This is a genomic window from Pseudophaeobacter sp. 1A16562 (assembly GCF_041008785.1).
Classification (GTDB): Bacteria; Pseudomonadota; Alphaproteobacteria; order Rhodobacterales; family Rhodobacteraceae; genus Phycobacter; species Phycobacter gallaeciensis_A.
Map to the genome: position 1 here is coordinate 388367 of NZ_JAXGFT010000003.1, position 24273 is coordinate 412639.

Sequence of the window (24273 nt, forward strand, 5' to 3'; positions counted from 1 at the left end):
CTGCGAACGACGGGCGCGCTGGATCAGGCGCGCCCGGCAAGATACCCCAAAGTCACCGCCGCCAGCAGCCCGTTGCCCGATAGATAACCGCTGTCGCCGGTGCCCGAAACGCCGCAGGCCGCGCCGCCCACGGCATGAAGGTTGTCAAAACTTCCACCCGCCGCGCGGCGCACCCGGGCCGTTGCGGGATCGACCTCTAGCCCGCCTTGGGTATGGAACAGCGCGCCGGTGACCTTCACAGCGTGATAGGGTGGGCGCAGTGGCGGGGTCTGCCCGCTCCAGCGTCTGCCAAAGGCGTCCGTGCCCTCGTTGGGTATATCGCCAAGGGTTTTGGCCAACGCATCTGCGGGCAGGCCAGCCGCCTTGGCAAGCTCTGCAACGCTTTCACCGGCTAGCACCGCGCCTTGCTTTTCTGCGTTCTTGAAATCCTCGAACTGCCGCGCCACGGCGGCGATGCGACTGTCGAACACCACCCAGGCGGTGCCGCCCGGCTGCGCCAGTACGGCGCGGGCTGCCTCGGAATAGCCCTGCGCCTCGTTCCAGAACCGTTTGCCCTGGCAATTCACCTGCACGCCGCCTTCGGTGATGGTGGCCCAGGTGATCAGGATGCCATGCGGATGCGCGACATTACCGTGCCCCTGATAGGCGCCCAGATGGGCGGTCGCTGCGCCCAGAGCCTGCCCCCAGGCCACGGCCTCGCCGCGGTTGCCGTCATGGCCGAACCAGACCGCATTGTCGATCTCTGCCATATGGGTGGAGACCATGGTGCGATTGCCACCAAAGCCGTTGCAGGCGAGGATCAGCCGCGCGCAGCCGATGGTTTCTGTACCGTCATCGGGCAGCTGCAACTGGGCGCCAAAGATGCGGTTTTCCTTTGAATAGAGCCTGATTGCGCGGCGATTGCAGATCAGCGGCACATCCAGCGCTTCGATCCGGGCGCGCAGGGCGTCGATCAGTTCCTGCCCGGAACGGGTCGGCAGCCCGTGCATGCGGCGGCGGCTGTGGCCGGGGTAGTCAAAGTCGGTGACCAGTGAAAACGGCAACCCGTGATCGCGGGCCAGCCATTCGATCACCGGCGCCGCCGTGCTGGCCATGCTGGCGACCAGATCCGGATCGTTTTCATCATGGGCCTTGGCCTGAATGTCCTGCGCAAACCGCTCTGCGTTATCCTGGATGCCTGCCTCGGTCTGAAACTGCGTGCCCGCAGCGGGGATCAGACCGGCGCTGAGCGCGGTGGACCCCGATGGTACGGCGTCGGCCTCGACCAGCAGAACCTCCTGTCCTGCCTCATGGGCGGCCAGGGCGGCCACCATCCCCGCAGCGCCCGCCCCGATGATCAGTGTTTCGACCGTCAGGTCAAAGGATGCGGGCGGTTCAGCGACATCAGGACTTGCCATCGAACCGCTTTCCAAGGGCCAGCATTTCAGGTGTTCCAATGGCCGCGTTCAGCCCGTCGAAATCGTGCATCCGGTCGGAAAATGGCTTATTAGAGCCTGATTCTTTCAGGCTGGCATAGTAATTCTGCGCGGTCATCGCCAGGGCGCGAACGATGCCACCGGGGAAGATCACGATGTCGAAACCCATGTCCTGAAGGGTCGTGGCCGAGGAAATCGGCGTGGCTCCGCCTTCGACCATATTCGCGAGCAGCGGCACCTTGCCTTTGAAGGTCGCCGCGATCTTTGCCAGCTCGTCACTGTCGCGCGGGGCCTCGATAAACAGCACGTCGGCGCCTGCCTCGATGTAGCTGCCGGCCCGGTCGATGGCGGCATCAAATCCTTCGACGGCGATGGCATCGGTGCGGGCAATGATCAGCGTGTCCTGACGGCGGGCATCGGCCATGGCGGCGATCTTGCCCGACATCTCGGTCTTGGAGATCAGCGATTTGTCGGACAGGTGGCCGCATCTTTTCGGATAGCTCTGGTCTTCGACCTGAAGGGCGGCAGCACCTGCACGTTCATAGCTTTGCATGGTGCGCCGTGCATTGAGCGCGTTGCCAAAGCCGGTGTCGGCATCCATGATCACCGGCAGGTCGGTGCGATCCGCGATCAACGCCATAGTATCTGCCATCTCCGAGGCGGTGGTGAGACCGATATCGGGGCGGCCAAGGCGGGTGTAGGCCACCGCGGCCCCCGACAGGTATAGGGCCTCGAACCCGGCATCGGTGGCCAGCGCGGCCGTCAGGCCATCGTAGACACCGGGGGCCAGCAGGATCTCGGGCGAGGTCAGGCGCTTGCGCAGGCTCATGACGTGCCTCCCAACAGTGTCACTGCCTCGGCGCAGGTCATGATCTCCGTCACCGAGCCGAGAGATTTCAGAGTGGCCTCGTGCACGTCGTCCTTGAAGGCCGCGCAGCCATCCGACAGCAGGATGGTGTGAATGTCGCGCAGATGGGCATCGCGGACGGTGCTGGCAACGCCGCCATTGGTGACGATGCCGCCGATGATTAGCGTGTCGATCTTCATCGCCCGCAGGATATATTCAAGACGGGTCTGATACAGCGCCGAATAGGCCACCTTTTCCACCGTGAAATCGGCCGGAGCCAGAGTATCGACAAGGCTGTGCCCAAAGCTGCCCGGTTCGAAATCGCCCTTGGTCAGAAAGGGGCGCAGCTTTTTCAGGTGTGGCGAGATCAGCGGCTCCCCACCACGACCCGGCACCAGCGTGAACTGGGCCGAGACATAACTACCCCCGGCCTTGGTCAGTGCGGCTTTCACCGGCGCGATCCGGTCCGGAAGGGCCTTGATGCTGTCGGCGCCCTGACCCGCACGGCCATAGGCACCCTCGGGGTGCAAAAAGTCGTTTTGCAGGTCAATTGTCAGCAGGGCAGTGGAGGAGGGGGTCATGCGCTGGCCCTTTCGATCAGTGTATTGCCGTAGGCGTCGACTTTGCCGACGAGCCCGGGTTCGATCAAGACGGTGGTGTCGGGTTGCTCCAGAATGGCCGGACCCGCGATTTCGGCGCCGACGGGCAGGGCCAGCCGGTCATAGAGGCTGGTTTCGTGCCAGGTGCCGTCGAAATGCACCTGCCGCGTGCCCCGGAAGGCCTGCTCGGTACTGCCGCCCTTGGGTGCCAGCGTTGCCAGATCGAACCGCGGACGGCGGCCTGTGATGGCCGAGCGCAGGTTGATCACCCGCCGGGTGCCGTTTTCCAGAAGTCGACCGTAGGTGGCGCGATAGGCCGCATCAAAGGCATCGGCGATCTGCGCCTCGGTCGGCGGTGTCACGACGCCGTTTTCAACGGTGACCGGCAGGGTGACGGGCACTGTGTGGGTCTGCCCGAGATAGGCCATATCAAGGGTGAATTCGGTGTCGCGCCGCTCGAAATGGGTGCGCGCCGCGTCCAGTGTGGCCAGCCCGCTGTCGACGTGGCTTTGCATGAACCCGGTCAGGCTTTGCAGGTCGATACCGGCCAGGACCGAATTGATGGTCTGCACGAAATCCTGCCGCATATCGGCGATCACGCAGCCCATTGCCGAGGTCACGCCGGGATAGCGCGGTACGATGGCGCGGGCGAGACCGACCTCGGCCAGCATGGCGCCCGAATGCAGCGCGCCGCCACCGCCAAAAGGCATGAAGGCAAAACGTTCGGGATCAAAGCCGCGCTCGATAGAGACCAGCCTGAGCGCTCCGGCCATACGGCTATTGGCAACGCGCAGGATCGCCTCGGCGGCTTGCAGCGCGTCCATGCCCAGCGGACGCCCTACGTGTTCCAGGATCGCGGCCTTGGCGGCCTCGACATCCAGCCGGTCCAGCTTACCGCCGATGGGATTGTCGGGATCGATGCGGCCCAGAACGACATTGGCATCGGTCACGGTGGGGCGGGTGTTGCCCTGACCATAGGCCACTGGGCCGGGAGTGGAGCCGGCGCTTTCCGGTCCGATGTTCAGCAGGCCACCCTTGTCGACCCAGGCAATCGAGCCGCCGCCCGCGCCGATAGTGGTGATTTCGATCATCGGGGAGCGGACCACCATGCCGAAATCGATCGAGGTTTGCGGCGACAGCATGGATGCGCCCTTGGCGATCAGACTGACATCAAAGGAGGTGCCGCCCATGTCGCCGGTGATGACATCTGGAAATCCGGCCGCTTCGGCAATGTATCCGGCTGCGATGACACCGGCCGCCGGGCCCGACAGAGCAGTGCGGACAGGCAGTTTTGCCGCCGTGTCCACATCCATCACGCCGCCATTGGACTGGACGATCATGAACTCCCCGGCGAACCCGCCGTCCTTCAGCGCGGTTTCGAGCCGCGCTAGATAACCCGAGACTTCGGGTTGCAGATAGGCATTGAGCGCGGTCGTGGAAAAACGTTCGAATTCCCGGATTTCCGGCAGGATCTCCGAAGATGCCGAAACATGCGCATTGGGCCACATCTCGCGCACGGCAGAAACGGCGGCGCGTTCGTTTTCGCCATTGGCATAGCTGTTGGCAAAGAGGATCGCGCAGGCAAGGCACCCTTCGTCGATCAGTTGCTGAGCTGCGGCGCGCACCGCGTCCAGATCCACCGGCGTGCGCACGGTGCCATCGGCCAGTGTGCGCTCCGGCACCTCCAGCCGCAGGGCGCGGTCCACCACCGGAGTGAAGTTCCCCCGCAGACCCCAGGTGCGCGGGCGATCGCGGCGGCGCATCTCCAGAACGTCACGTAGGCCCATTGTGGTGATCACCCCGATCCGGGCGCCCTTTCGCTCCAGCAGCGCATTGGTGCCTGCGGTGGTTCCGTGCACCACCACCGAGACGGTCGAAAGATCATAGACGCGGGAATTGATCCCGGACAGGAAGCCGCCGGATTGGTCCGGGCGCGTGGTGGGCACCTTGGCGACTTCGGCGGTGCCGGTGGCTTCGTCCAGAACGAAGATATCGGTGAAGGTGCCGCCGACATCGACGCCGATCATGCGGTTGCTGCTGGTCATTGGGTCACCTCTTTCCAGGCCGGGCCATAGGTTTCGGTCGCTGCGTCAGGGCTCATCAACCCGCCTGCCACATCGCGGGCGACATCGGCTGCCGGACGCTGTGACGCCGGGCCGTAGCCGCCGCCACCGGGCGTGTCGAGCCGTACCGACTGGCCACGCTCCAGCTTGATCCCAACCATTTTCGAGGCCATCGGCGGGTGGTGCCAGCCATCTGCCTGCTCGTAGGAAAAGACATTGAGCGCAGCATCGCCGCCGCCAGCCGCGCCCTTGGGCGCAAAGCGGCCACGTTCGCCGAACAGGAAGGCGGTGGCGCTTTCCTCCAGTACTTCAATTTCATAGGTCGCGCCCATGCCGCCCCGATGCATGCCGGGGCCTGCGCTGTCTGGGCGCAGGGCCCATTGCTTGAACATCACCGGATAGGCGGCCTCAAGGATTTCCATCGGCGGGATTGTCGCGGTCGAAATTGGCGCATTGCCGTGGTTCAGCCCGTCGCCTTCGATGGACCCGCCATGGCCGCCGCCGTAAAAGCTGAACATGACCCAGGGCTGACCATTGGCGCGTTTGCCGGAAATCGACAGGGCGTTGATGGTGCCATAGGCATTGGCGACGACGCGATCCGGCGCCGCCTGTGAGGCCGCGGCAAAGATCACGTCAACCATGCGCAGGATCGTTTCGGTGTAGCCGCCGACCGGCGCCGGGAAGGGCGCAGACAGCAGCGATCCATCGGGGATCTTCACATCGATCGGGCGCATTACGCCAGAGTTCGCAGGCAGGGACGGGAAGATATGCTTGATCGCCACATAGGCGGTTGCGACCGCCGTCGGCAGTGCAATGTTCACCGGGCCTGCGCAGCGGTCTGCCGTTCCTGTGAAATCCAGCGTCATCCGGTCATCATTGATCTCCAGCGCGACTTTGATTGCCAGCGGCGTATCGGTGATGCCATCATTGTCGAGGAAATCCTCGGCCTCCCAGCGGCCGTCGGGCAGTTCCGTCAGCTCCGAACGCATCAGCGCTTCGGCACGGTCCTGCAAGGCATCAAGGGCCGCGCGCACGGTTTCGGCGCCATATTCGGCCAGCAATTCATCAAGACGTTTCACGCCCAGATCCAGCGCTCCCAGCTGACCGTTCAGATCGCCCTGCGCCGACTGCGGCAGACGGGTGTTGCGCATCAGGATGTCGGTGATGTCGGTTTGGATCTTGCCTGCCTTGGCCAGCCGGACCGGCGGCAGGACAAAGGCCTCCTGAAAGGCATCGGTGGCAGCGGGGTTGTAGTTGCCCGGCACAGCGCCGCCCACATCGTGCCAATGTCCGACCGAGGCGAGATAGCAGAACAGTTTGCCATCGTGGAAATAGGGCCGCACCAGCCGCATGTCGCTGAGGTGGGTGCCGCCCAGATGCGCATCGTTGAAAATATAGATGTCGCCGTCTTCCAGGTCGCCGTTTTCGGCGGCCTTTTCGATGACGGCCTTCACCGCAAAGGACATCACCCCGACAAAGATAGGCAGGCCGGATTTGCCCTGTACCAGAGTGTCGCCCGACACCGCGTGATAGAGGCCGTGCGATGCGTCATGGGCCTCGGCGATGATTGGGTTGAAGGCGGCGCGAAACAGAGTGGCGTCCATTTCATCCGCGATTTGCTCCATCCGTCCGGCCAGAACGGCCAGCGTGATCGGGTCTATCTCTTTGGTCATGGGTTTGCCTTTGTTTCAGCGATATCGTTCCAGACGTCCTGCCGGGTGAGACGCCCGTCCACCACTTCGAAGCGGTCGATGAACCGGATGCCGCTGAAGGGGGTGCCATCCGGCCATTCGCCCGACAGGGTGCCGCGGCAATAGACAACGGCGGCGTCCTGCGGCGATTGCAGCGCTTCGAAGCCCTCGTATGTCTTGGTGACGAAATTGTATCGGGGCTTTGCCCATTCGATCAGCTCTTCCAGCGTCGTCATCGGGGCGGTGCCGGGGAACGTCATGGAGAAGCCGGGAGCCAGCAGCGCCCGGGCCGTGTCTATCTCGCGCGCTTCCATCGCGGTCAGGTAGTTGCGCACCAGAGATACCGGATCGGGCAGGGCGGGGGCGGGGCTGCGATGCGCGCCGCCGCGCATGTAACCCGCAGGATCCAGCTCATGAATCATAACGGTGACGGCCTCGGGCGGGGCGGGCACGACGATTCGCACCGCGTTGGTCAGCGCCGCGCACAGTCGCGTTTTCTCGTCTGCGCTATATCCCTGCATCACGTGGAGTTCGATGACGGGCATGAAGTCTCCTTTTCTAAATTGGTATCTTTTGTAATACAGATTATTTGCTGCGCATAGGTCAAATATTTTGAACATCTGTGAATAGATTTGTTGCTTTTGAAAAAACCATCGCTAGGCTTGAGAGGCAGTGAAAGGAGAAATATGGGACAGAATCTGGCATCTTCCGCAAGCAAAGGTCTGCCTGAAGGGGGTAAGGCGCAGCGTGTCTTTCTGCATCTGCATCAAGAGATTACCCGTGGTGTCTACGCGCCCGGGAGCGTGCTGCCGGGTGAGCAGAAGCTGGCCGCGACTCTGGGCGTGTCCCGTGTCACGGTGCGTCGGGCGCTAGATGTGCTGGAGAAGGACGGGCTGGTTGAACGCCGTGTCGGATCCGGCACAACGGTCTGCGCGCAGAAGTCCAGTCCTTCGATGGCGGCGGACTTCAGTACCCTGATGCCGCAGTTGGTCGAAATGGGGCAGAACACTACCGCACGACTGCTCTCCTTCAGCTATGGCGCCGCGCCCGGCGGCGTTGCCGAGGCGTTGGGCCTTGGGGCGCAGGTACGGGTTCAGACAGCGGTACGCCTGCGTCTGGTTGAAAATGAACCTTTCTCCCATCTGACCACATGGGTGCCGGAAGAAATCGCGCAGAATTACACAGAGGCCGAACTGGCCACGACGCCATTGTTCCGCCTTCTGGAGCGCTCGGGCGTCAAAGTCGATTCCGCACATCAGACGGTCAGCGCGACGCTGGCCTCTCCGGAAGTTGCCGAAACGCTGGGTGTTCGGATTGGTGCGCCGCTCTTGTCCCTCGACCGGGTTGTGCGCGACGAGGAAGGCCGTGGGGTCGAATACCTTGCCGCGCTCTACCGGCCTGACATGTTCCGGCTTGAGATGTCGCTGAACCACGTCGGCGTGGGCGAAACCCGCCACTGGGAGCCGGTGATCAATCCGGCCCGCAAAGAGGCAGCCGAATGACTACCCCGCAGACCCTGTTCGACAAGCTCTGGGCTGCGCATGAGATCATGCGACGCGACGATGGCATGTCCCTCCTGTGGGTGGACCGGCATCTGGTGCACGAAGGCTCGCACCACGCATTTGCCAAGCTGGCGCAGCGGGGCCTGAAAGTGGCCGAACCTGATCTGACCTTTGCGGTGGTCGATCACTATGCGCCAACACGACCGGGCGCTGTCGCGCCCGATATCCGCCGGATGATCGACACTCTGGGCCAGAATGCACGGGCACAGGGCATCCGGCTGTTCGATCTGCACGATCCGGGGCAGGGCATTGTGCATGTGCTTGGCCCCGAGCAGGGGCTGACGCTGCCTGGGCTACTGATCAACTGCGGGGATAGCCATACCTCCACTCACGGGGCGCTTGGGGCTTTGGCCTTTGGCGTCGGGGCGACCGAGGTCGCCCATATTCTGGCAACCCAAACGATCTGGCAGCGTCGGCCCAAGACCATGCGGATTTCGGTCAATGGGGCCCTTGGCGCTGGTGTCACGGCCAAGGATCTTGCACTGCACTGGATCGCCGAACTGGGCGCGGATGGCGCCAGGGGTCACGCAATCGAATACGCGGGCAGCGCGGTTGAGGCGTTGAGCATCGAAGGTCGCCTGACCCTGTGCAATCTCAGTATTGAGGGTGGTGCCCGGCTGGGTCTGATCGCGCCGGATCAGATCACTTTCGACTATCTGAAAGGGCGCAATTTCGCCCCGAAGGGTGCCGCCTGGGAGGCTGCTCTGGCGGATTGGCAAAAGCTCTACAGCGATGCGGAGGCCATCTTCGATCAGGAGGTTGCAATCGAAGCCGCAGAGATCGCCCCGACGGTGACCTGGGGTACCTCTCCGGAAGAGGCGCTGCCGATCACTGGCCGTGTGCCGCGCCCGGCAGACCTGCCCGGAGGAAAGCAGGATCAGGCGCGTGCGACGCTCGATTACATGGGCCTTGAAGCAGGGATGCCGCTTGAGGACATCGCGGTTGATCAGGTGTTCATCGGCTCCTGCACCAATGGCCGGATCGAGGATCTGCGCCTCGCGGCCAAGGTTCTGGCGGGACGCCAGGCCAAGGTGCCCGGTCTGGTGTCGCCGGGATCCGCCGTAGTCAAGAAACAGGCCGAGGCTGAAGGGCTGGCGCAGATCTTTACCGATGCGGGCCTGGAATGGGCCGATGCCGGCTGTTCCATGTGTGTGGGCATGAATGGCGATCTGGTCGAGGCGGGCAAACGCTGCGCCTCCTCCACCAACCGGAATTTCCGCGGGCGGCAAGGACGCGGCGCGCGGACCCATCTGATGAGTCCCGCCATGGTCGCCGCCGCCGCCGTTACCGGACATCTTGCCGATGTGCGCCCGCTGCTGGAGGGCCGTTCATGAGCGGGTGGAGCAAGATCGAAGGCCGGGCGGTGGCGCTGGCGCAGGAGAATGTGGACACGGACCAGCTGATCCCGGCACGGTTCATGTCGGCGCCGCGCAGCGAGGGGTATGGCCAATTTCTGCTGCACGATGCGCGTCAGGATGACGACGTGCATGTGCTGAACCTGCATCCCGGCGCCTCGGTGCTCGTGACGCGGCGCAATTTCGGCAGCGGTTCCAGCCGCGAGGCTGCCGTTTATGCGCTGGTGGATTTCGGGATCAAGGCAGTCTTCGCCCCCAGTTTTGGCGACATCTTTGCTGGCAACGCCGTCAACAACGGCCTGCTGCCCGCCCGCCTGCCAGAAGAACAGATCGAGGCGCTGATCAGCGCTATCGGCAGCAATGATGTGGCGGCCACCGTCGATCTGGCTGCTGGCCGTGCCAGCATCGCCGGGCAGGAGGTCTCTTTCGAGATTGACCCCGTCTGGCAGCAAAAACTGGTCAACGGTTGGGACGACATCGACCTGACCGCTCAGCACCAAGAACGGATTTCAACGTTTCGGGCGGCCCGTGCTTCTCAGCACCCATGGGCCTGGCCCGCGACGTAAGACGGCAACGGGCCCCGCTGGGGGCCGGGGCCACAACCAAAGGGGCGTCACAAGGCACCCCATCACCAGGGAGAAAGACAAAATGAAGCACAGTATGATTGGTGCAGTCCTTGTCACCACGGCGATGACCTCGGCTGCCTTTGCCGAAGACACGCTGACCGCCGTACACGCCTTTCCGGAATCGCTGATCTACACCAAATCCTTCCTTGAGTTCGTCGACAAGGTGAACGCGGCGGGTGAAGGTGTCGTCAATATCGAGGTCCGTGGCGGCCCCGAGGCCATCGGCATGTTCCAGCAGCCGGACGCCGTGCGTTCGGGCGTTGTGGACATGGTCTACACACCGGGCAGCTTCTACGCCGGCGCCCTGCCGGAAAAAGACGCGCTTGTGACCTCAAACCTGACGGCGGTAGAAACCCGCGCTAATGGCGGTCTGGAACTGATTGACCAGATCCACCAGGAAAAGATGGGCGTCAAATACCTCGGCTGGTTTGACTCGGGAGTCTGCTACAACCTGTGGACCCGCAATGAGCCGAAGCTGGACGCGGACGGCAACCTTGATGTGTCCGGTCTGAAACTGCGCGGCAACGCGGTCTACAACGCATTCTTCACCGAATATCTGGGCGCGCAGGTGATCGACCTGCCCACCACCGAAGTCTATTCGGCGCTAGAGCGCGGCGTGGTGGATGCGACCGGTTGGACCCAGATCGGCCTGATCGATCTGAAGTGGAACGAATTCCTGAACTACCGGATCGAACCCTGCTTCTTCTCGACCGACCTTGGCACCATCGTGAATCTCGACAAGTGGAACAGCCTGTCCGAGGAATCGCGCAAGATCCTGCAGGATGTCGCAATCGCCCACGAGGCGGAAAGCGCCGCCAAACTGGGTGCCCTGCGCGACGCGGATTTCGCGGCCCTTGAAGAGGCCGGCATGAAAGTCGTGACCTTGGAAGGTGACGCCGCCGACGCCTATCTTGCGGCCGCCACGCAGAAAACCTGGGACCGCATGAAGGGCCTGATGGCCGACAGCCCCCAGGGGGACGGCAACTACGACAAGCTGATCGAGCTGTTCTACGACAAGTAAACAGCCACGGGGCGGCACGCCGGATCGCGGGTTCGGCGTGCCGTCTGCCTTTGGAAAGGATGAGAAATGGCAATGGTCGGAAAGCTCTATCAAGGCTTCCTTTATGCGATGGCGGGCATCGCGGGGTTCATGCTGGTCTGGCTGATGATTTCGGTCACCCTGTCCGTGGTGATGCGCAATGCTGGGCTTCAGCCCTTTGCCTGGCTTTTCACCTCATCCGAATACGCCATTTTGTACATGACCATGATGGGCGCCCCCTGGTTGGTGCGGGAAAAGGGCCATGTGCATATCGAATTGATCACCGCTGCATTGCCCGCTGAGGTGCGCCGGGTGGTCAGCCGTCTTGTGGCCGCGCTTTGTGTTCTGGTGTCGGTGATCCTGGCCTGGAAGGGCGCAGAGCTGTTTCTGGGCAATATCGCGCGCAATGATCTGGACGTGCGCGCCTACTACTTTCCGAAATGGATCCTGACGATCGCCTTTCCGGTCAGCTTTGGACTGATGGCGATTGAATTTTCCCGTTTCGTATTTGGCAGCGACCTGATGCATTCGGGCGAAGCGGGGATACACGAATAATGGAATGGTTTGAATCACTGGCCCTGCTGCTGGGCTCGATCCTGGTTCTGATGGCCATCGGCATGCCGGTCGCGCTTGCCTTTCTGGCGGCCAATATTGTTGGCGCCTGGTTTTTCATGGGCGGTGCCAAGGGGATCACGCTGCTGCTCAACAACGGGTTTGGCGGGCTGACGAACTATGCGCTGGTGCCGATCCCGCTGTTCCTGCTGATGGGAGAGGTCTTCTTTCACACTGGCCTTGGGGCACGGATGTTCAATGCCATCGACCGGCTTCTGGGTAAGCTGCCCGGGCGGTTGTCCTATGTGACTGTGCTGGGCGGGACAGCGTTTTCAACGCTGTCCGGATCCTCCATGGGCTCGACCGCGCTGCTGGGCAGCCTAATGGTGCCCGAGATGACCAGCCGCGGATACAAGAAGCACATGTCGATCGGGCCAATCCTGGGCACCGGTGGTCTGGCGATCATCATTCCGCCCTCTGCTTTGGCGGTGCTGCTGGCGACGCTCGCCCGCATTGACGTCGGCGCGCTGCTGATCGCGGGGATCCTGCCGGGGCTGGTGCTGGCCAGCCTTTATATCGGTGTCATCTACCTGCAGACCCGCATCGACCCGACAGCTGCCCCTGCCTATGAGGTTGAGACGCTCACCTTTGGCGAAAAGGCGCGGCTGCTGTTCGGAGACGTCTTGCCCATGCTGTCGGTCATGGTTCTGATCGTCATCGGCATGGTTGGTGGGCTGATCACCCCGTCCGAGGCCGCCGCCTTTGGCGCGCTTGGGGTCCTGATCCTTGCCATTCTGTTTCGCTGTCTCAGCTGGGAGGCGATGAAGAAGTCCGTCGTCGGCGCGCTGCGAGTGACGCTGATGGCCTATCTGATCGTGTTCGGCTCAGCCACTTTCAGCCAACTGCTGGCCTTTTCCGGTGCCTCCAGCGGGCTGATCCGCTGGGCGACCTCCTTTGATCTGGCGCCGGTTGCGATGCTGTTGGTGATGTTCTGTGTGCTGCTGCTGCTGGGCATGTTCATGGAGCAGATCTCGATGATGCTGCTGACCGTGCCGATCTTCTTTCCGCTGGCGGCCTCGCTGGGGTTCGATCCGATATGGTTCGGTTTGATCATCCTGCTGGCGCTGGAGATCAGCTTCACCACGCCGCCCTTCGGGCTATTGCTCTTCGTGATGAAAGGGGTAGCGCCCAAGGATACCACGATGCGCGATATCTACATGTCGGCCTTTCCCTATATGGCCTGCTCGATGCTGCTGGTCGCCTTGCTGATCCTGTTTCCTCAGCTGGCGCTGTGGCTGCCGGGGCTGTGACTGCTTTGCCAAAGCACGGAAAGCCATGGGGTAAATTGCTGTGAGCATCGGAACGTAGAAATGAAAACGCTGCCAGCACGTGTTGCTGGCAGCGTTCTTCGTTTTCATTGCTCCGCCCGGGGCGGTGAGGTCATAGCGCGAACCAGTCTGCCTCTGCCGCATCGGTGCCAAGGACCTTGATCACAAAGTCTGCATTTCCATCACCGTCCACATCGCCGACGATGCGCTGGAAATCGCCACGATCCGCCGCGCGAAGTTCCCCTGCGGTGCCGCTGAAGTGAGCACTGCCGATAAAGGTAAAGGCGTCGTCCTCTTCAGTGGAGCTGTCAGCGTCGATCCGGTCCAGTCGGATGATATCGAGATCGTCGCTCGCGAAATCGGCGATAGTGTCGGTCCCTCTCGGACCCGAAAGCCGGAAAAAGAAATCGTCGGCTCCGTCGCCACCGGTCAAAAGGTCGGCGCCGCGGCCGCCCCGCAGGATGTCATCGCCCGCGCCACCGTCCATGGTATCGTCACCAGCGCCGCCGTTCAGTTTGTCGGACCCGCGACCACCAAACAGCTTGTCGTTGCCGCCACCGCGGACCAGCACATCGTCGCCAAACCCACCCCGCACAACGTCATTGCCCGCGCCACCTTCGAGGCTGTCATCGCCAAGGTTGCCTTTCAGCGTGTCGTTGCCTTCGCCGCCGTCAATCAGATCGTCGCCTTCGTGGCCAAGGATCAGATCATCACCGCCCCAGGAGGCGATGTAGTCGGCGTAGGAACTACCCTCGATGACGTCGTCAGTTGCCTCTGGCGCAGCGATTTCCGTGGTGCCGACGTATTCGTGCAGCACGTAGATGGCTTCGCGGGCGTCTTCCACCGACTGAGCCCAGTCGTTGATCCCGGCGGCCGAGCCTTCGGCCATTTCATAACTCTCGCCATCGGCAGAGAGTGTCATGTACTCGTCCACCCAGTCCTTGCCGGTGCCAACGTCATTGACGCCGTCGCCGTTGCGGTCCTTGCCCCAGATCACGTCCAGCAGGGTACGCTGCACTGCCTCAAGGTCGGAGGGATCTCCGTCCATGTCCTGGTACCACTGGACCCAGGCATCTCCATAGGTTGCGATGCGGTCATAATCGAAGGTTTCCGCGCTGCCATCGGTAAAGCCGAAATAGTCGATTGTCTGGGTGTCGCCGGAACCGGTGACTTCGTTCACCCCCATGAAGGTATGCGCGGTCAGCGTCGCGTCCATGCTGACAGGGTGGAACTTGGAGAAGACGCCGGCCAGCAGCCCGGTGGGGTTCCAGCCCGCGTTCATCAGGTCGATCAGCGATTGCGGAATGTTCCCGGCGACATTCGCCTGAACCTCGGTCCAGCTTGTTGCGCCGCCTGCGGTCATGATCAGCTTGTAAAGCGCGAGGTTCTCGCGCGGGGAATCGATCAGGACACCGTCCACCATGATGCGGCCCGACGCGTCAGTCGTGATCTCGGTTCCGGCGTTGATCTTGCCAAGCGCCTCTTCCAGAGCGGATTCGACCACCTGATCGGGCGAGCGCATAATGTTTGCCCGCTCCATCTCGATTTCCTGGATGTAATCCAGCTGGTCAGCTGGGACTTCGTATTCGCCTTCTCCGCCTTCGACGAGGTGGATCGGAAAGGTCTCGCCGGTTTCAGGATTATAGCCGATCGGCACGATCTGGCCGTTCTCATCCAGCACCGGTTCACCGTTGCCGCCGCCATCATTTGGGTCAAGATCCCGGGTCAGCACCCAAAGATCACCATATAGGTCGCCTTGAGCGGCGCCGCCGGAGGTTGAAACTGAATCTGCCATAACCGTCTCCATCGTTAAGCACGCCCTGGTGCTGTCGCATTTAACGTTGGCCAGTGTATGCAAGCGCAGTCGCTACACTTTGATCGATATCATCTTTGAGTGGAAATTCTGTCGGCACAGTCCATAGCCTGATTCGCTGACGGCATTTGCACCAGCTTTTCTTACCAGCGCTGCGCCGATGGCAGCGGCTGGCAATTGCTGGGCTGGTGCGATTGGGCTGGGGGTCAACCCAGTTTACGCCATTCCTGTTGCGCGTCCATGCCTTGCCCCGGGGCAGCGGCGGCCCGTCCAGCGGCCTCTCCGGTCGCAAAGGCGGTGCCCATCACCCGAATAGAGGCATAGGCCATCGGATCGGCGCCGATGGTGCGCCCGGCGAAATAGAGGTTATCCACGCCCTTGGCGCGCAAGGCGTCCAGCGGGATGGAGGCACACCCGGTTCCGCCTACGGGGGTATAAATCGGTTGCCCGGGGACCGTGTGATCCTCCATTGGCCAAGCCGCCTTGGCCACCTCGTCGTCGCGCTGGCGCCCGGTGGCAATATCTTCTCCGGTCAGTTCATAACGGGCTGCTGGGTGGCGGCTTTCCCGGATGCCGATCTGCGGGCCGGTCTGCACCAGATAGGCGTTTTCAAACCCAGGCACATCAGAACGCAGCAGCGCGACATAGTCGTGTGCCGCTTCGCGCGCGGCGCGTTCGGCCGTGCTGAAACTGGCGGAACTCAGATCTGGCATCGGGTGGTCGAACATCATCCACCACATCTCACCGGTGTTGGGTACTTCGGTGTAGATGCCGCCGTCATCGCGGGCAGAGGGCCAGCGTCCATTGCGCCTGTAGCGGGCAAAGGCTGCCTTGATGGCCTCGCGGTCTATTGGCTGTGACCGGTCACGCCCTGCGATCCGAATGGGCGCTGAGATTGCCTGCAGGTTGCCGTTGGTATCCCCGGTGCGGCAGGGAATACCGGCGACCAATGACAGGTTGGCATCTCCGGTGGCATCCACAAATGCCTCGGCCACCACCCGGGTGCGCCCGTCCATACCGGCCAATGTCACCGCTTCGATACGATCCGACGTGCGTGTCACAGCAGCCACGCGGGTATGGAGCAACACGTCAACGCCCTGCGCCGCCAGCACCCGGTCCAGTGCCAGTTTGACCGCTTCTGGTTCCAGAAGGATGATCCAGTTGAGCGTCGTCGGCGATTGAAACGGTGCGCAATCCAGCCCGAGGTTGCGCAGCTCATCCAGGACCAGATCGGCTACCCCTCCTACGACTTTGATGGGCTCAGGCCCCTGCTGATAAAAACCGCAGTAGGCCAGCACCTGTGCGTTGGTCGCGGCGCCGCCAAGGAAACCGTATTTTTCGACCAGTAGGACCCGCGCCCCGGACTGGGCCGCGCCAAGTGCGGCACCAACCCCCCCTGCGCCGCCCCCTGCGACGACGACATCATAGTCGCTTTCGGGTTTTGCCATCATGTCCGCCACCCCAGCAGGCGCCGTTCGATAAACCCGATCACTGCGCTGGTGATGACGCCCAGAAGCGACAGGATCACCACGCCAGCGAACAGCCGTTCCAGATCATAAAGCGAGCCCGCTTCAAGGATATAGGCCCCGATACCATATTCCGCGCCCAGCATTTCTGCAGCGACCAGAAGGATGATGGCGATGGCAAGGCTGATGCGAAGACCGGACAGGATCCCCGGCATGGCGCCCGGCAGAACGATCTTGCGCACGATGGACCACCACGACAGGCCAAAGCTTTGCCCCATGCGGATCAGCGTGCGGTCGACGTTGTCGACCGCGCTGTAGGTAGCGACCACCGTAGGGGTGAAGGTACCAAAGGCGATCAGCGCATATTTCGATCCTTCGCCAATCCCGAACCAGATCACGAAAAGCGGCAACAGCGCGATTTTCGGAATGGGGAATATGGCCGCAACCAGCGGCACCAGCCCGGAGCGGATGTAGGAAAACAGGCCGATAAGCACCCCGATACAGATACCAAGAAGCGCACCGATGGCAGCGCCGACCGCCAGACGGGTCAGCGACGGGCCGAGGTGTTTGAACAGCATGCCGCTGTCATACAGCTCCCGGAAGGTATCCAGCACGTCCGAGGGGCGCGGCAGGGTCAGGGCGGAAATCCAACCCGTGCGGGTGCCCCATTCCGCCAGCAGGATCAGGGCGACAAAAACGGCCACGCCGACCCAGCGACGTGAGTGCGGCGCAAAACCACCGCCCCGGAATGCGACGGGTTTTTCTTGTGTCATGTCAGACATGGATCAGCTCCGCATCTGCAGCCCGCGCCTCTTCGCGCATCAGCTGCCACAGGTGTTTCTGGTGGGCATCAAGATCAGCATCGCCAAAGGCGCGCTCGGACAGGGGTTTGTCGATTTCGACGATCTCCCGGATCTGGCCGGGGCGGCGCGACAGAACCACGACCTTGTGGCCAAGTCGGACCGCTTCTGCCAAGTTGTGCGTCACGTAGACGGCAGTGAACGGCTGGCGCATCCAGAGATCGACCAGATCGTCCATCAACAATTCACGGGTCTGGCTGTCGAGCGCAGACAGAGGTTCATCCATCAGCATCACGGCGGGCTTCACCGCAAGGGCACGTGCGATTGCGACGCGTTGCTTCATGCCGCCCGACAGTTGCTTGGGCAGGGCCTGGGCGAAATCGCTGAGCTTCGTGCGGGCCAGCACATCGTCGATAATCCGCTTTGCCTCGGCGCCCTTGATGCCGTGGTCCTCCAGCACCAGCGAGATATTCCCCGAGACGCTGCGCCACGGCAGCAGGGCGAAATCCTGAAAGATATAGGTGAGCGGGTTAAGGCACCCCTCGGGCGGTGTGCCCAGTTGCAGAACCTGGCCCTTACTGGGGCGCTCAAGCCCGCCGATAAAGCGCAAGAGGGTGGATTTACCGCATCCCGACGGTCCCACGATGCAAACGATCTGCCCGTCCGCGATGTCGAGAGAGATATCCCGCATCACTTCGAAATCGTTATAGGAATGGCTGATGCCGTCCAGACGGATGTCCATGCGCTGTCCTTTGACTACAGGAGAAGGACGGGCGCCCCGCAAAAAGCAAGGCGCCCGGAAGAACGTACAAGGCGTGGCTTAGGCGCCCAGCGTTTTGACGTAGGAATCGTCGACCAGCGTGTCGAGCGTGATATCGCCATCGACAAGACCCTCGGACTGGAACCAGCTCAGCTGGTCCTGAACGCTGGCGATATTCAGCGCCGCACCCTGGCTCAGCCGCATGGTGCCATTGATGATCGAGGGGGCCGCCTTTTCGCGGGGACGGTCCGTGTAGACGTATTTGTGGATCAGATCGACCATCTCGTCCTGATCTGCGGTGCCATCGATCATGGCTGCGGCATAATCATCGACCCCGCGCGAGAAGCCCTGAAGGAAGCTTTCGGTCAGTCCGCGTTCCTTGGCCGCGTTATTGGCCGAGGTGAAGACAGTGGTCACCTGATAGTCGGGAATGTAGTCCGACACGTTGCCCACCATGTGCCAGGCACCGGCGGCCGCCAGCGGTTTGGCGATATGGGGCACGATGGACCAGCCATCGACCTGGCCCGATTTCATCGCGCCGATGATCGCGCCGACCTTCTGCAGCGGTGTAAAGCTGAGGTTGATGCCTTCGGCAGTGGCCATTTTTGCGCCCATGTAGTGGAAGGACGAACCAGCCTGTGTGACGGCGTATTTCTTGCCGTCCAGGTCCTTCAGCGTCTTGATACCGGCCTGATAAGAGGCATCCGAGATCAGGTACTTCTGTCCGTCGATGCCGTCCTCTTCGGTCAGGGCGCCGCCGATCACCTTGATCGCTCCCTTGTCCGCGAGGCTGATCAGCCCGCCGGAAATGGCGGTTACGGCATAATCCACATCACCCGATGCGATGGCCACGGCCATCGGTTGCGCGGCCTGGAAGAACTCCAGTTCCACATCCAGCCCGGCATCCGCGAAATAGCCGCGCTCCTGCGCGATAAAGCTGGCAGAATGCGAGGTGAAGCGCAGCGCGCCCACCTTGATTTTCTTGTTCTGGGCCAGCGCAGGGGCGGCAAGCCCCGTCGCGGCCACGGTTCCGCCCATCAGGGCCAATGCCTTACGGCGATTGAGTTTCATCATGATCTTCCTCCCTTATAGATCAGTGTTACGCCTTCAGATCTGCTCCGATCTCTTCCTTCAGCAGGGCCAAAGCCGTGGTTTCGTCTCTGTCCAGAACCGCATCAAGCAGCGCTTTTTGCCGGGCCTTGCGAGCGGCCCAGTTCAGCTTGCCTTCGCGCAGCAGCGCCAGCCGAAAGCGGCGGCTCTGGTCGAAGAACTTGCGCTGCAAATCGATCAGGCGCGGGCTGTCGCAGGCCGCGATCAATGCCGTGGCAAAGGCGCGGCAGGCATCATCCCATTCCAGCGCCGTCAGATCGTCCGGGGTCGTGGCTACGGCGGCCTCGGCCTTTTGCAGGGCGTGATGGGCGGCAACGACCTGCCCCTCCCAGGCGACATCTCCCAGTGCGATCGCGCGCGACAGGGCGATGCTTTCAATTTCCTGCCGGACAAGTTGAATGTCGCGCAGGTCGTCCTCGGTCGCCGAGGTGACGCGAAAGCCGCGCTGCGCGGCGCCTTCGACCAGACCTTCAGAGGACAGGATGCGCAGGGTTTCCCGCATGGAATGATTGGAGCCACCGTAGCGGCTGCGCAGCTCATTCAGCTTCAGCTTCTGATCCGGCAGCAGGGTGCCGAACGCGATGTCCTTCCGTAGCGAGGACGCCAGCAGTTCGACGATGGTGCTGTCTTCATTTTTCTTGCCAGAGAAGATCATTTCATTCCATATACGCAAAAATATTGGATATTTTTAAAAGTGCCTCACATTGCTGTCAACCTTCAACTTTCGGAGTGCCGCATTATGGACATCTCAGGGACGACCAAGCTGCTGCCGATTATCGGTGCCCCCGTCGCGGGCGTGGTGTCGCCGCCGGGTATGAACGACTGGTTTCGCACCCGCGGTATCGACTGCCGGATGCTGCCACTGGACGTTCCGGCCCCTGTGCTGACCGAGTTCTGGACACTGCTGCGCGCCTCCGAGACGCTTCTGGGCTGCTCGATCACCTATCCGCACAAACAGGCGGCCTTTCAGGAAGCGGACCGGGTGACGGACCGGGCCGGGCGCATCAGAGCCGTGAATACCCTGCGCCGTGAGGGCGATGTGCTTGTTGGCGACATGACGGATGGGCTGGCTCTTATGGAGGCGCTGCGCGTTTCTGGGGTGCCGGTTGCTGGTCGGTCGGCGCATATCATGGGGGCAGGCGGCGGCGCCGGTCGGGCCATTGCCGATGCGCTGTGCGAAACGGGCGTTAGCGACGTTGTTCTCAGCGACACGGATGAGGGGCGGCTGGCGGAAACGGCAGCCATCCTGCGCGCGCATTGGCCCAAGGTCCGTATTTGGGAGGAAGAGCGCGCGGCAGACATTCTGATTGACGCAACCCCGACCGGGAAAGATCAGACCGCTGGTCCGCTGTTCCCGGCTGAGCGGATCAGGGAGTGCATGGCCGTGTGCGATATCGCCGGGCTACAGGGCGAAAGCAAATTCCTGCGACTGGCCGCTGAGCTGGGCAAGCAGATCGTGGACGCCGCAGCCTTGGGGCGGGGGCAAATTTCAGTTCAGACGTCTTTTGTTTTCAAGGATGCCTGAGCCGACGCTGCCCTTCTCCCATTGTTGATCTAGGTCGATACCGAAGACTAGGTGATCGTCTTGTCTGCCTTGAGCGAGGCCGCGGCGACCAGGCGGGCGTTTTCAAGGTCGTTACCTTCGGCGCGGGCCACGGCTTCGCTGTGCGGGAGACCGTGGTGGAGCCATCTATCGATCAGACGTTGGCGCAAAGTGGAAAGGTCGACGTCCAGAGAAATCGAGAAGTCCCAGAAGCGGCGCAGCTCGCGCCATCCGGGGGCATCAAACAGCAGGTAATTGCCCTCGACGATGACGGTGTCGCATGTCTCGGGAAGTAGGCCCGCGCCTGCAATGGCGATGTCGCGGTCCCGATCGAAAACCGGGAAGATCACCGACGGTGCATCGGGCAGGGCGCCGATAAGGCGCAGCAATCCTTCCACGTCGAAGGTCTCCGGCGCGCCCTTTCTGTCCAGAAGACCGCGCTGGGTTAGAATGGCGTTGTCGAGATGGAAGCCATCCATTGGCACGACCTGGGTCTGGCACCCGGCGTCGTTCAGCTTGTCCGCAAGGACTGCAGCCAGCGTGGATTTGCCAGAGGCTGGCGGTCCGGCCAGAGCGACAAGTTTGCGTTGTCCGGAGCGCGGCGCTGTCAGAATGGGATCCAGCAGCCTTTCGGCGATCGCTTCAGGCTCGTTCATGCCGCGTCCTGGGCGGGTGGCTCCTTGGCGCCGGTCATGAAGGCCACGGCATCGGACATGGTATAGTCCTTGGGATCGATGGTGCAGAGCCGTTTGCCCAGCCGGTGGATATGGATCCGGTCTGCGACTTCGAACACATGCGGCATGTTGTGGCTGATCAGGATGATCGGGATGCCGCGCGCCTTCACGTCCTGAATGAGTTCCAGCACCTTGCGGCTTTCCTTGACCCCCAAGGCCGCCGTCGGCTCATCCATGATGATGAACTTGGTGGCAAAGGCGGCCGCGCGGGCGACGGCGACACCCTGCCGCTGACCGCCTGACAGCGTTTCGACCGGCTGCTTGATCGACTGCACCGTCATCAGGCCAAGTTCGGTCAGTTTTTCCCGCGCGAATTTCTCCATCGCCGGTTTGTCCAGCATCCGTAGGTATTTGCCCAGAAATCCGGGTTTGCGGATTTCGCGTCCGGTGAACATGTTGTCGGCAATCGACAGGGCGGGGGAAAGAGCGAGGGTTTGATAGACGATTTCGATGCCCATGTCGCGGGCCTCGATGGGGGAGGAGAAACTGACCGGTTTGCCTTCGATCAGGATTTCCCCCTCATCCGGGATGGTGGCGCCGCAGATCGCCTTGACGATCGAGGATTTGCCCGCACCATTGTCGCCGATCACGGCCAGGATTTCCCCGGGGCGCAGTTCGAAATCCGAATGGTTGATGGCGGTGACGTGCCCGTAGCGTTTCACGATACCTTTGGCCTGAACGACTGGTGTCATGCCGAAACCCTCCTGATCCATTGGTCGATGGCGACCGCGATGATGATAAGCCAGCCGATGGCGAAGACCTGCCAGAGCACATCGACCCCGGCCATGCGCAGCCCCGACTGGAAAACGCCGACGATCAGCGCCCCGAATAGCGCCCCAAGGATCGATCCGCGCCCGCCAAACAGCGAGATGCCACCGATTACCACGGCGGTGATGGACTGCAGGTTGCCTTCGTAGAAGGATTGTGGCGAGATCGAGCCGACCCGTCCGATCGAAGCCCAGCCCGCGATGGCGCAGACCAGACCAGCGAGCATGTAGACCGAAACCAGCGTGCGCTCGGTGCGGATGCCGGACAATTCCGCGGCTTCGATATCGTCGCCGATGGCATAGACGTGGCGCCCCCAGGCGGTCTTGTTCAGCATGTACCAGAGCGCAACAAAGATCACGACCATCAGGATCACGCCAAGGGTGATGCGGGCGCCGCCAATATTGAAGGCATTGCCGAAGAACTTCAGGAAAGGCGCTTGATCGTCGATGTCCTGGCTGCGGATCGACTGAGCCCCGGAGAGCCAGAGATTGAGCGCAAAGAAGATCGACCAGGTGCCGAGCGTGGTGATGAAGGGGGGCAGTTTGACCTTGGTGATCAGCAGCCCGTTCATGGCTCCCGCCGCCATGCCCCCAGCGAACCCCAGCAGGATCGCAAGGGGGCTGGGCACGCCCAAGTTGACCGCCAGATTGCCCATGATGACCGACATCAGCACCATGATCGCCGCAACCGACAGATCGATGCCTGCGGTCAGGATGATCAGTGACTGCGCTGCTGCGAGCATGCCGATGATCGACACCTGCTGCAGGATCAGGCTGAGGTTGAAGGCGGAAAAGAACCGCCCTCCGGCGATCAGCCCGAAGGCCAGCAGGCTGATGACCAGCACGATGACCGGCACGAAGGTTGGGTTGTTGTGCAGGATGTGCTGCACCCGGCTCAGCAGCGTTGTGTTGCGAACTTCGAACTGGGCGACGCGTGTATCACTTCCCTCCAGAACCTGTTCGTAGTGTTGGCCTTTTGAGCCCATTCCGGATGTCTCTGACATGACGACCTCCCCGGCCTGAAGCCTATGCTACGGCCTCTGATACGGTCAAAGGTTTAGATTGATGGCATTTGGCCGGGGCATTTGCTGCCCCGGTCCTGTGGTGTTTGCTGGATTTAGCCCCAGCACTTCTTCAGGCCGTCGGCCGAGCTGAGCGACGGGATACCGTCGACCGGCGCATCGGTGATCAGTTCAACGCCAGTGTTGAAGAAATCCAGCCCTTCGGTGTTCGCCGGTTTGGTGCTGTCCTCGGCCCAGGCCTTGATCGCGTCGATACCGAGCGAGGCCATCCGCAGCGGGAACTGCATGGAGGTTGCGCCGATCACGCCCTCGCCGACATTCTGCACGCCGGGGCAGCCGCCATCAACGGAAACGACCAGCACGTCGTCTTCACGGCCCACCGATCTGAGCGCCTCATAGGCGCCGGCAGCGGCAGGTTCGTTGATCGTGTAGACCACGTTGATGCCCGGGTCGATCTGCAGAAGGTTCTCCATCGCCGTGCGGCCACCTTCTTCGTTGCCGTTGGTCACGTCGTGGCCAACGATACGCGGGTCATCTTCATCGCCGATATCGGTGGGGTCCTTGATGTCGATGCCAAAGCCCTGCAGGAACCCGCCGTCGCGCAGGTAATCCACCGAGATTTCCGAGGCGTTCAGGTCCAGGAGAGCGATCTTGGCATTTGCAGCCTCTGCGCCCAGCTTTGCCGCGGCCCACTGGCCAATTAGCACCCCGGCCTTGAAGTTGTCGGTAGCAAAGGTCGCATCGGCCACATTGGCTGGTTCGAACGGCGTGTCCAGCGCGATCACCAGAGCACCAGCGTCACGGGCCTGGGTGATGACGGGCGTCAGGGCGCGGCTGTCCGTCGGGGTGATCAGGATGCCTTTGGCCCCCGATGCAATGCAGGTCTCAACCGCTGCGACCTGGCTTTCCACGTCGCCGTCAATCTTGCCCGCATAGGTGGACAGATTGATGCCGTTTGCTTCGGCTGCGGCGGTCGCGCCTTCCTTCATCTTCACGAAGAAGGGGTTGGTGTCGGTCTTGGTGATCAGACAGGCGTTGATCTCTGCATGCGCCGCGCCAGCCACCGAGGCCAGGGCGAGCGCGGAAATGGTCATGAGTTTTTTCACGTGGTCCTCCCGAAATTATTGTTCTCAATCCGGCTGGCTCCTCTCCAACCGGACCCGCCTAGAGCGATCTGGGCA

At 62.2% G+C, this 24273-nt stretch carries 23 protein-coding genes; 7 read left to right on the forward strand and 16 right to left on the reverse strand.

Going from position 1 to position 24273, the window contains the following annotated elements; all coding sequences use genetic code 11:
• Window positions 1-23: 23 nt before the first annotated feature.
• Genes SM764_RS06230 through SM764_RS06255 form a run of 6 tightly spaced genes read right to left on the reverse strand, consistent with a single transcriptional unit; the run spans window position 24 to window position 7160 of the window.
• Entirely contained in the window at window positions 24-1397 is a 1374-nt protein-coding gene (locus SM764_RS06230; protein ID WP_369001302.1) for an FAD-dependent oxidoreductase, read from the reverse strand.
• Complete coding sequence (locus SM764_RS06235) at window positions 1384-2244, reverse strand: isocitrate lyase/PEP mutase family protein (protein ID WP_274830598.1); 861 nt, start codon at window positions 2242-2244, stop codon at window positions 1384-1386. Before SM764_RS06235 ends, SM764_RS06230 begins: the two co-directional genes overlap by 14 nt.
• Window positions 2241-2843 carry a cysteine hydrolase family protein gene (locus SM764_RS06240; RefSeq protein ID WP_274830599.1) on the reverse strand — a complete coding sequence of 201 codons (603 nt, stop codon included), beginning with the start codon at window positions 2841-2843 and terminating at the stop codon, window positions 2241-2243. Before SM764_RS06240 ends, SM764_RS06235 begins: the two co-directional genes overlap by 4 nt.
• On the reverse strand, window positions 2840-4906 hold the full coding sequence (locus tag SM764_RS06245; RefSeq protein WP_369001303.1) for a hydantoinase/oxoprolinase family protein: 2067 nt from the start codon (window positions 4904-4906) through the stop codon (window positions 2840-2842). The genes SM764_RS06240 and SM764_RS06245 overlap by 4 nt, the downstream gene beginning before the upstream one ends.
• A complete protein-coding gene (locus SM764_RS06250; protein WP_274831516.1) occupies window positions 4903-6597 on the reverse strand; it encodes a hydantoinase B/oxoprolinase family protein in 1695 nt (564 codons plus the stop codon). Before SM764_RS06250 ends, SM764_RS06245 begins: the two co-directional genes overlap by 4 nt.
• Window positions 6594-7160: a nuclear transport factor 2 family protein gene (locus tag SM764_RS06255; RefSeq protein ID WP_065272362.1), complete on the reverse strand. Its 567-nt coding sequence runs from the start codon at window positions 7158-7160 to the stop codon at window positions 6594-6596. The genes SM764_RS06250 and SM764_RS06255 overlap by 4 nt, the downstream gene beginning before the upstream one ends.
• 141 nt (window positions 7161-7301) lie before the next feature.
• Here SM764_RS06255 and SM764_RS06260 point away from each other — a divergent pair, with 141 nt between their 5' ends.
• The 6 genes from SM764_RS06260 (at window position 7302) to SM764_RS06285 (ending at window position 13059) form a co-directional block, all read left to right on the forward strand.
• Entirely contained in the window at window positions 7302-8117 is an 816-nt protein-coding gene (locus tag SM764_RS06260) for a GntR family transcriptional regulator (RefSeq protein ID WP_065272363.1), read from the forward strand.
• Window positions 8114-9511 carry a 3-isopropylmalate dehydratase large subunit gene (leuC, locus tag SM764_RS06265; RefSeq protein WP_274835326.1) on the forward strand — a complete coding sequence of 466 codons (1398 nt, stop codon included), beginning with the start codon at window positions 8114-8116 and terminating at the stop codon, window positions 9509-9511. The genes SM764_RS06260 and leuC overlap by 4 nt, the downstream gene beginning before the upstream one ends.
• Window positions 9508-10098 (forward strand): 3-isopropylmalate dehydratase small subunit, encoded by a 591-nt coding sequence (gene leuD / locus SM764_RS06270; RefSeq protein ID WP_274831513.1) that lies wholly within the window; start codon window positions 9508-9510, stop codon window positions 10096-10098. The genes leuC and leuD overlap by 4 nt, the downstream gene beginning before the upstream one ends.
• A gap of 82 nt (window positions 10099-10180) precedes the next feature.
• Window positions 10181-11179 carry a TRAP transporter substrate-binding protein DctP gene (gene dctP, locus SM764_RS06275; protein ID WP_065272366.1) on the forward strand — a complete coding sequence of 333 codons (999 nt, stop codon included), beginning with the start codon at window positions 10181-10183 and terminating at the stop codon, window positions 11177-11179.
• 66 nt (window positions 11180-11245) lie between these two features.
• Window positions 11246-11752 (forward strand): TRAP transporter small permease, encoded by a 507-nt coding sequence (locus SM764_RS06280; RefSeq protein ID WP_065272367.1) that lies wholly within the window; start codon window positions 11246-11248, stop codon window positions 11750-11752.
• The gene (locus SM764_RS06285; RefSeq protein ID WP_274838020.1) at window positions 11752-13059 is read left to right on the forward strand and encodes a TRAP transporter large permease; all 1308 of its coding nucleotides are present in this window, start codon (window positions 11752-11754) and stop codon (window positions 13057-13059) included. Before SM764_RS06280 ends, SM764_RS06285 begins: the two co-directional genes overlap by 1 nt.
• 130 nt (window positions 13060-13189) lie before the next feature.
• On the opposite strand, the gene SM764_RS06290 is transcribed toward SM764_RS06285, so the two are convergent.
• From SM764_RS06290 to SM764_RS06315, 6 genes are all read right to left on the reverse strand, one after another.
• Window positions 13190-14872, reverse strand: coding sequence for a calcium-binding protein (locus SM764_RS06290; RefSeq protein ID WP_369001304.1), 1683 nt, complete (start codon window positions 14870-14872; stop codon window positions 13190-13192).
• Window positions 14873-15096: 224 nt separating this feature from the next.
• The gene (locus tag SM764_RS06295; RefSeq protein ID WP_274831511.1) at window positions 15097-16341 is read right to left on the reverse strand and encodes an FAD-dependent oxidoreductase; all 1245 of its coding nucleotides are present in this window, start codon (window positions 16339-16341) and stop codon (window positions 15097-15099) included.
• Window positions 16338-17138: an ABC transporter permease gene (locus SM764_RS06300; protein WP_274831510.1), complete on the reverse strand. Its 801-nt coding sequence runs from the start codon at window positions 17136-17138 to the stop codon at window positions 16338-16340. Before SM764_RS06300 ends, SM764_RS06295 begins: the two co-directional genes overlap by 4 nt.
• Window positions 17131-17898 (reverse strand): ABC transporter ATP-binding protein, encoded by a 768-nt coding sequence (locus SM764_RS06305; RefSeq protein ID WP_274830611.1) that lies wholly within the window; start codon window positions 17896-17898, stop codon window positions 17131-17133. The genes SM764_RS06300 and SM764_RS06305 overlap by 8 nt, the downstream gene beginning before the upstream one ends.
• A gap of 78 nt (window positions 17899-17976) precedes the next feature.
• Entirely contained in the window at window positions 17977-18990 is a 1014-nt protein-coding gene (locus SM764_RS06310) for an ABC transporter substrate-binding protein (protein WP_369001305.1), read from the reverse strand.
• Window positions 18991-19015: 25 nt separating this feature from the next.
• Window positions 19016-19681, reverse strand: a complete 666-nt coding sequence (locus SM764_RS06315) for a GntR family transcriptional regulator (RefSeq protein ID WP_065272374.1) — start codon at window positions 19679-19681, stop codon at window positions 19016-19018.
• Between the two features lie 84 nt (window positions 19682-19765).
• Here SM764_RS06315 and SM764_RS06320 point away from each other — a divergent pair, with 84 nt between their 5' ends.
• Complete coding sequence (locus SM764_RS06320) at window positions 19766-20551, forward strand: shikimate dehydrogenase family protein (RefSeq protein WP_369001306.1); 786 nt, start codon at window positions 19766-19768, stop codon at window positions 20549-20551.
• A gap of 47 nt (window positions 20552-20598) precedes the next feature.
• On the opposite strand, the gene SM764_RS06325 is transcribed toward SM764_RS06320, so the two are convergent.
• From SM764_RS06325 to SM764_RS06340, 4 genes are all read right to left on the reverse strand, one after another.
• Window positions 20599-21225, reverse strand: a complete 627-nt coding sequence (locus tag SM764_RS06325) for a nucleoside/nucleotide kinase family protein (protein WP_369001307.1) — start codon at window positions 21223-21225, stop codon at window positions 20599-20601.
• On the reverse strand, window positions 21222-22016 hold the full coding sequence (locus SM764_RS06330) for an ATP-binding cassette domain-containing protein (RefSeq protein WP_065272377.1): 795 nt from the start codon (window positions 22014-22016) through the stop codon (window positions 21222-21224). Before SM764_RS06330 ends, SM764_RS06325 begins: the two co-directional genes overlap by 4 nt.
• On the reverse strand, window positions 21992-23074 hold the full coding sequence (locus SM764_RS06335) for an ABC transporter permease (RefSeq protein ID WP_369001308.1): 1083 nt from the start codon (window positions 23072-23074) through the stop codon (window positions 21992-21994). Before SM764_RS06335 ends, SM764_RS06330 begins: the two co-directional genes overlap by 25 nt.
• Window positions 23075-23187: 113 nt before the next feature.
• The gene (locus SM764_RS06340; protein WP_369001309.1) at window positions 23188-24198 is read right to left on the reverse strand and encodes a sugar ABC transporter substrate-binding protein; all 1011 of its coding nucleotides are present in this window, start codon (window positions 24196-24198) and stop codon (window positions 23188-23190) included.
• Window positions 24199-24273 lie beyond the last annotated feature (75 nt).

Excerpts from the sequence above, each read along its gene's own strand:
- leuD (WP_274831513.1), top strand. The coding sequence starts at position 9,508 with ATGAGCGGGTGGAGCAAGATCGAAGGCCGGGCGGTGGCGCTGGCGCAG.
- SM764_RS06235 (WP_274830598.1), bottom strand. The coding sequence starts at position 2,244 with ATGAGCCTGCGCAAGCGCCTGACCTCGCCCGAGATCCTGCTGGCCCCC.
- SM764_RS06260 (WP_065272363.1), top strand. The coding sequence starts at position 7,302 with ATGGGACAGAATCTGGCATCTTCCGCAAGCAAAGGTCTGCCTGAAGGG.
- dctP (WP_065272366.1), top strand. The coding sequence starts at position 10,181 with ATGAAGCACAGTATGATTGGTGCAGTCCTTGTCACCACGGCGATGACC.
- SM764_RS06230 (WP_369001302.1), bottom strand. The coding sequence starts at position 1,397 with ATGGCAAGTCCTGATGTCGCTGAACCGCCCGCATCCTTTGACCTGACG.
- SM764_RS06245 (WP_369001303.1), bottom strand. The coding sequence starts at position 4,906 with ATGACCAGCAGCAACCGCATGATCGGCGTCGATGTCGGCGGCACCTTC.
- SM764_RS06285 (WP_274838020.1), top strand. The coding sequence starts at position 11,752 with ATGGAATGGTTTGAATCACTGGCCCTGCTGCTGGGCTCGATCCTGGTT.
- SM764_RS06240 (WP_274830599.1), bottom strand. The coding sequence starts at position 2,843 with ATGACCCCCTCCTCCACTGCCCTGCTGACAATTGACCTGCAAAACGAC.
- SM764_RS06290 (WP_369001304.1), bottom strand. The coding sequence starts at position 14,872 with ATGGCAGATTCAGTTTCAACCTCCGGCGGCGCCGCTCAAGGCGACCTA.
- SM764_RS06310 (WP_369001305.1), bottom strand. The coding sequence starts at position 18,990 with ATGATGAAACTCAATCGCCGTAAGGCATTGGCCCTGATGGGCGGAACC.
- leuC (WP_274835326.1), top strand. The coding sequence starts at position 8,114 with ATGACTACCCCGCAGACCCTGTTCGACAAGCTCTGGGCTGCGCATGAG.
- SM764_RS06335 (WP_369001308.1), bottom strand. The coding sequence starts at position 23,074 with ATGTCAGAGACATCCGGAATGGGCTCAAAAGGCCAACACTACGAACAG.
- SM764_RS06295 (WP_274831511.1), bottom strand. The coding sequence starts at position 16,341 with ATGATGGCAAAACCCGAAAGCGACTATGATGTCGTCGTCGCAGGGGGC.
- SM764_RS06305 (WP_274830611.1), bottom strand. The coding sequence starts at position 17,898 with ATGGACATCCGTCTGGACGGCATCAGCCATTCCTATAACGATTTCGAA.
- SM764_RS06280 (WP_065272367.1), top strand. The coding sequence starts at position 11,246 with ATGGCAATGGTCGGAAAGCTCTATCAAGGCTTCCTTTATGCGATGGCG.
- SM764_RS06255 (WP_065272362.1), bottom strand. The coding sequence starts at position 7,160 with ATGCCCGTCATCGAACTCCACGTGATGCAGGGATATAGCGCAGACGAG.
- SM764_RS06250 (WP_274831516.1), bottom strand. The coding sequence starts at position 6,597 with ATGACCAAAGAGATAGACCCGATCACGCTGGCCGTTCTGGCCGGACGG.
- SM764_RS06330 (WP_065272377.1), bottom strand. The coding sequence starts at position 22,016 with ATGGATCAGGAGGGTTTCGGCATGACACCAGTCGTTCAGGCCAAAGGT.
- SM764_RS06315 (WP_065272374.1), bottom strand. The coding sequence starts at position 19,681 with ATGATCTTCTCTGGCAAGAAAAATGAAGACAGCACCATCGTCGAACTG.
- SM764_RS06300 (WP_274831510.1), bottom strand. The coding sequence starts at position 17,138 with ATGTCTGACATGACACAAGAAAAACCCGTCGCATTCCGGGGCGGTGGT.
- SM764_RS06320 (WP_369001306.1), top strand. The coding sequence starts at position 19,766 with ATGGACATCTCAGGGACGACCAAGCTGCTGCCGATTATCGGTGCCCCC.
- SM764_RS06325 (WP_369001307.1), bottom strand. The coding sequence starts at position 21,225 with ATGAACGAGCCTGAAGCGATCGCCGAAAGGCTGCTGGATCCCATTCTG.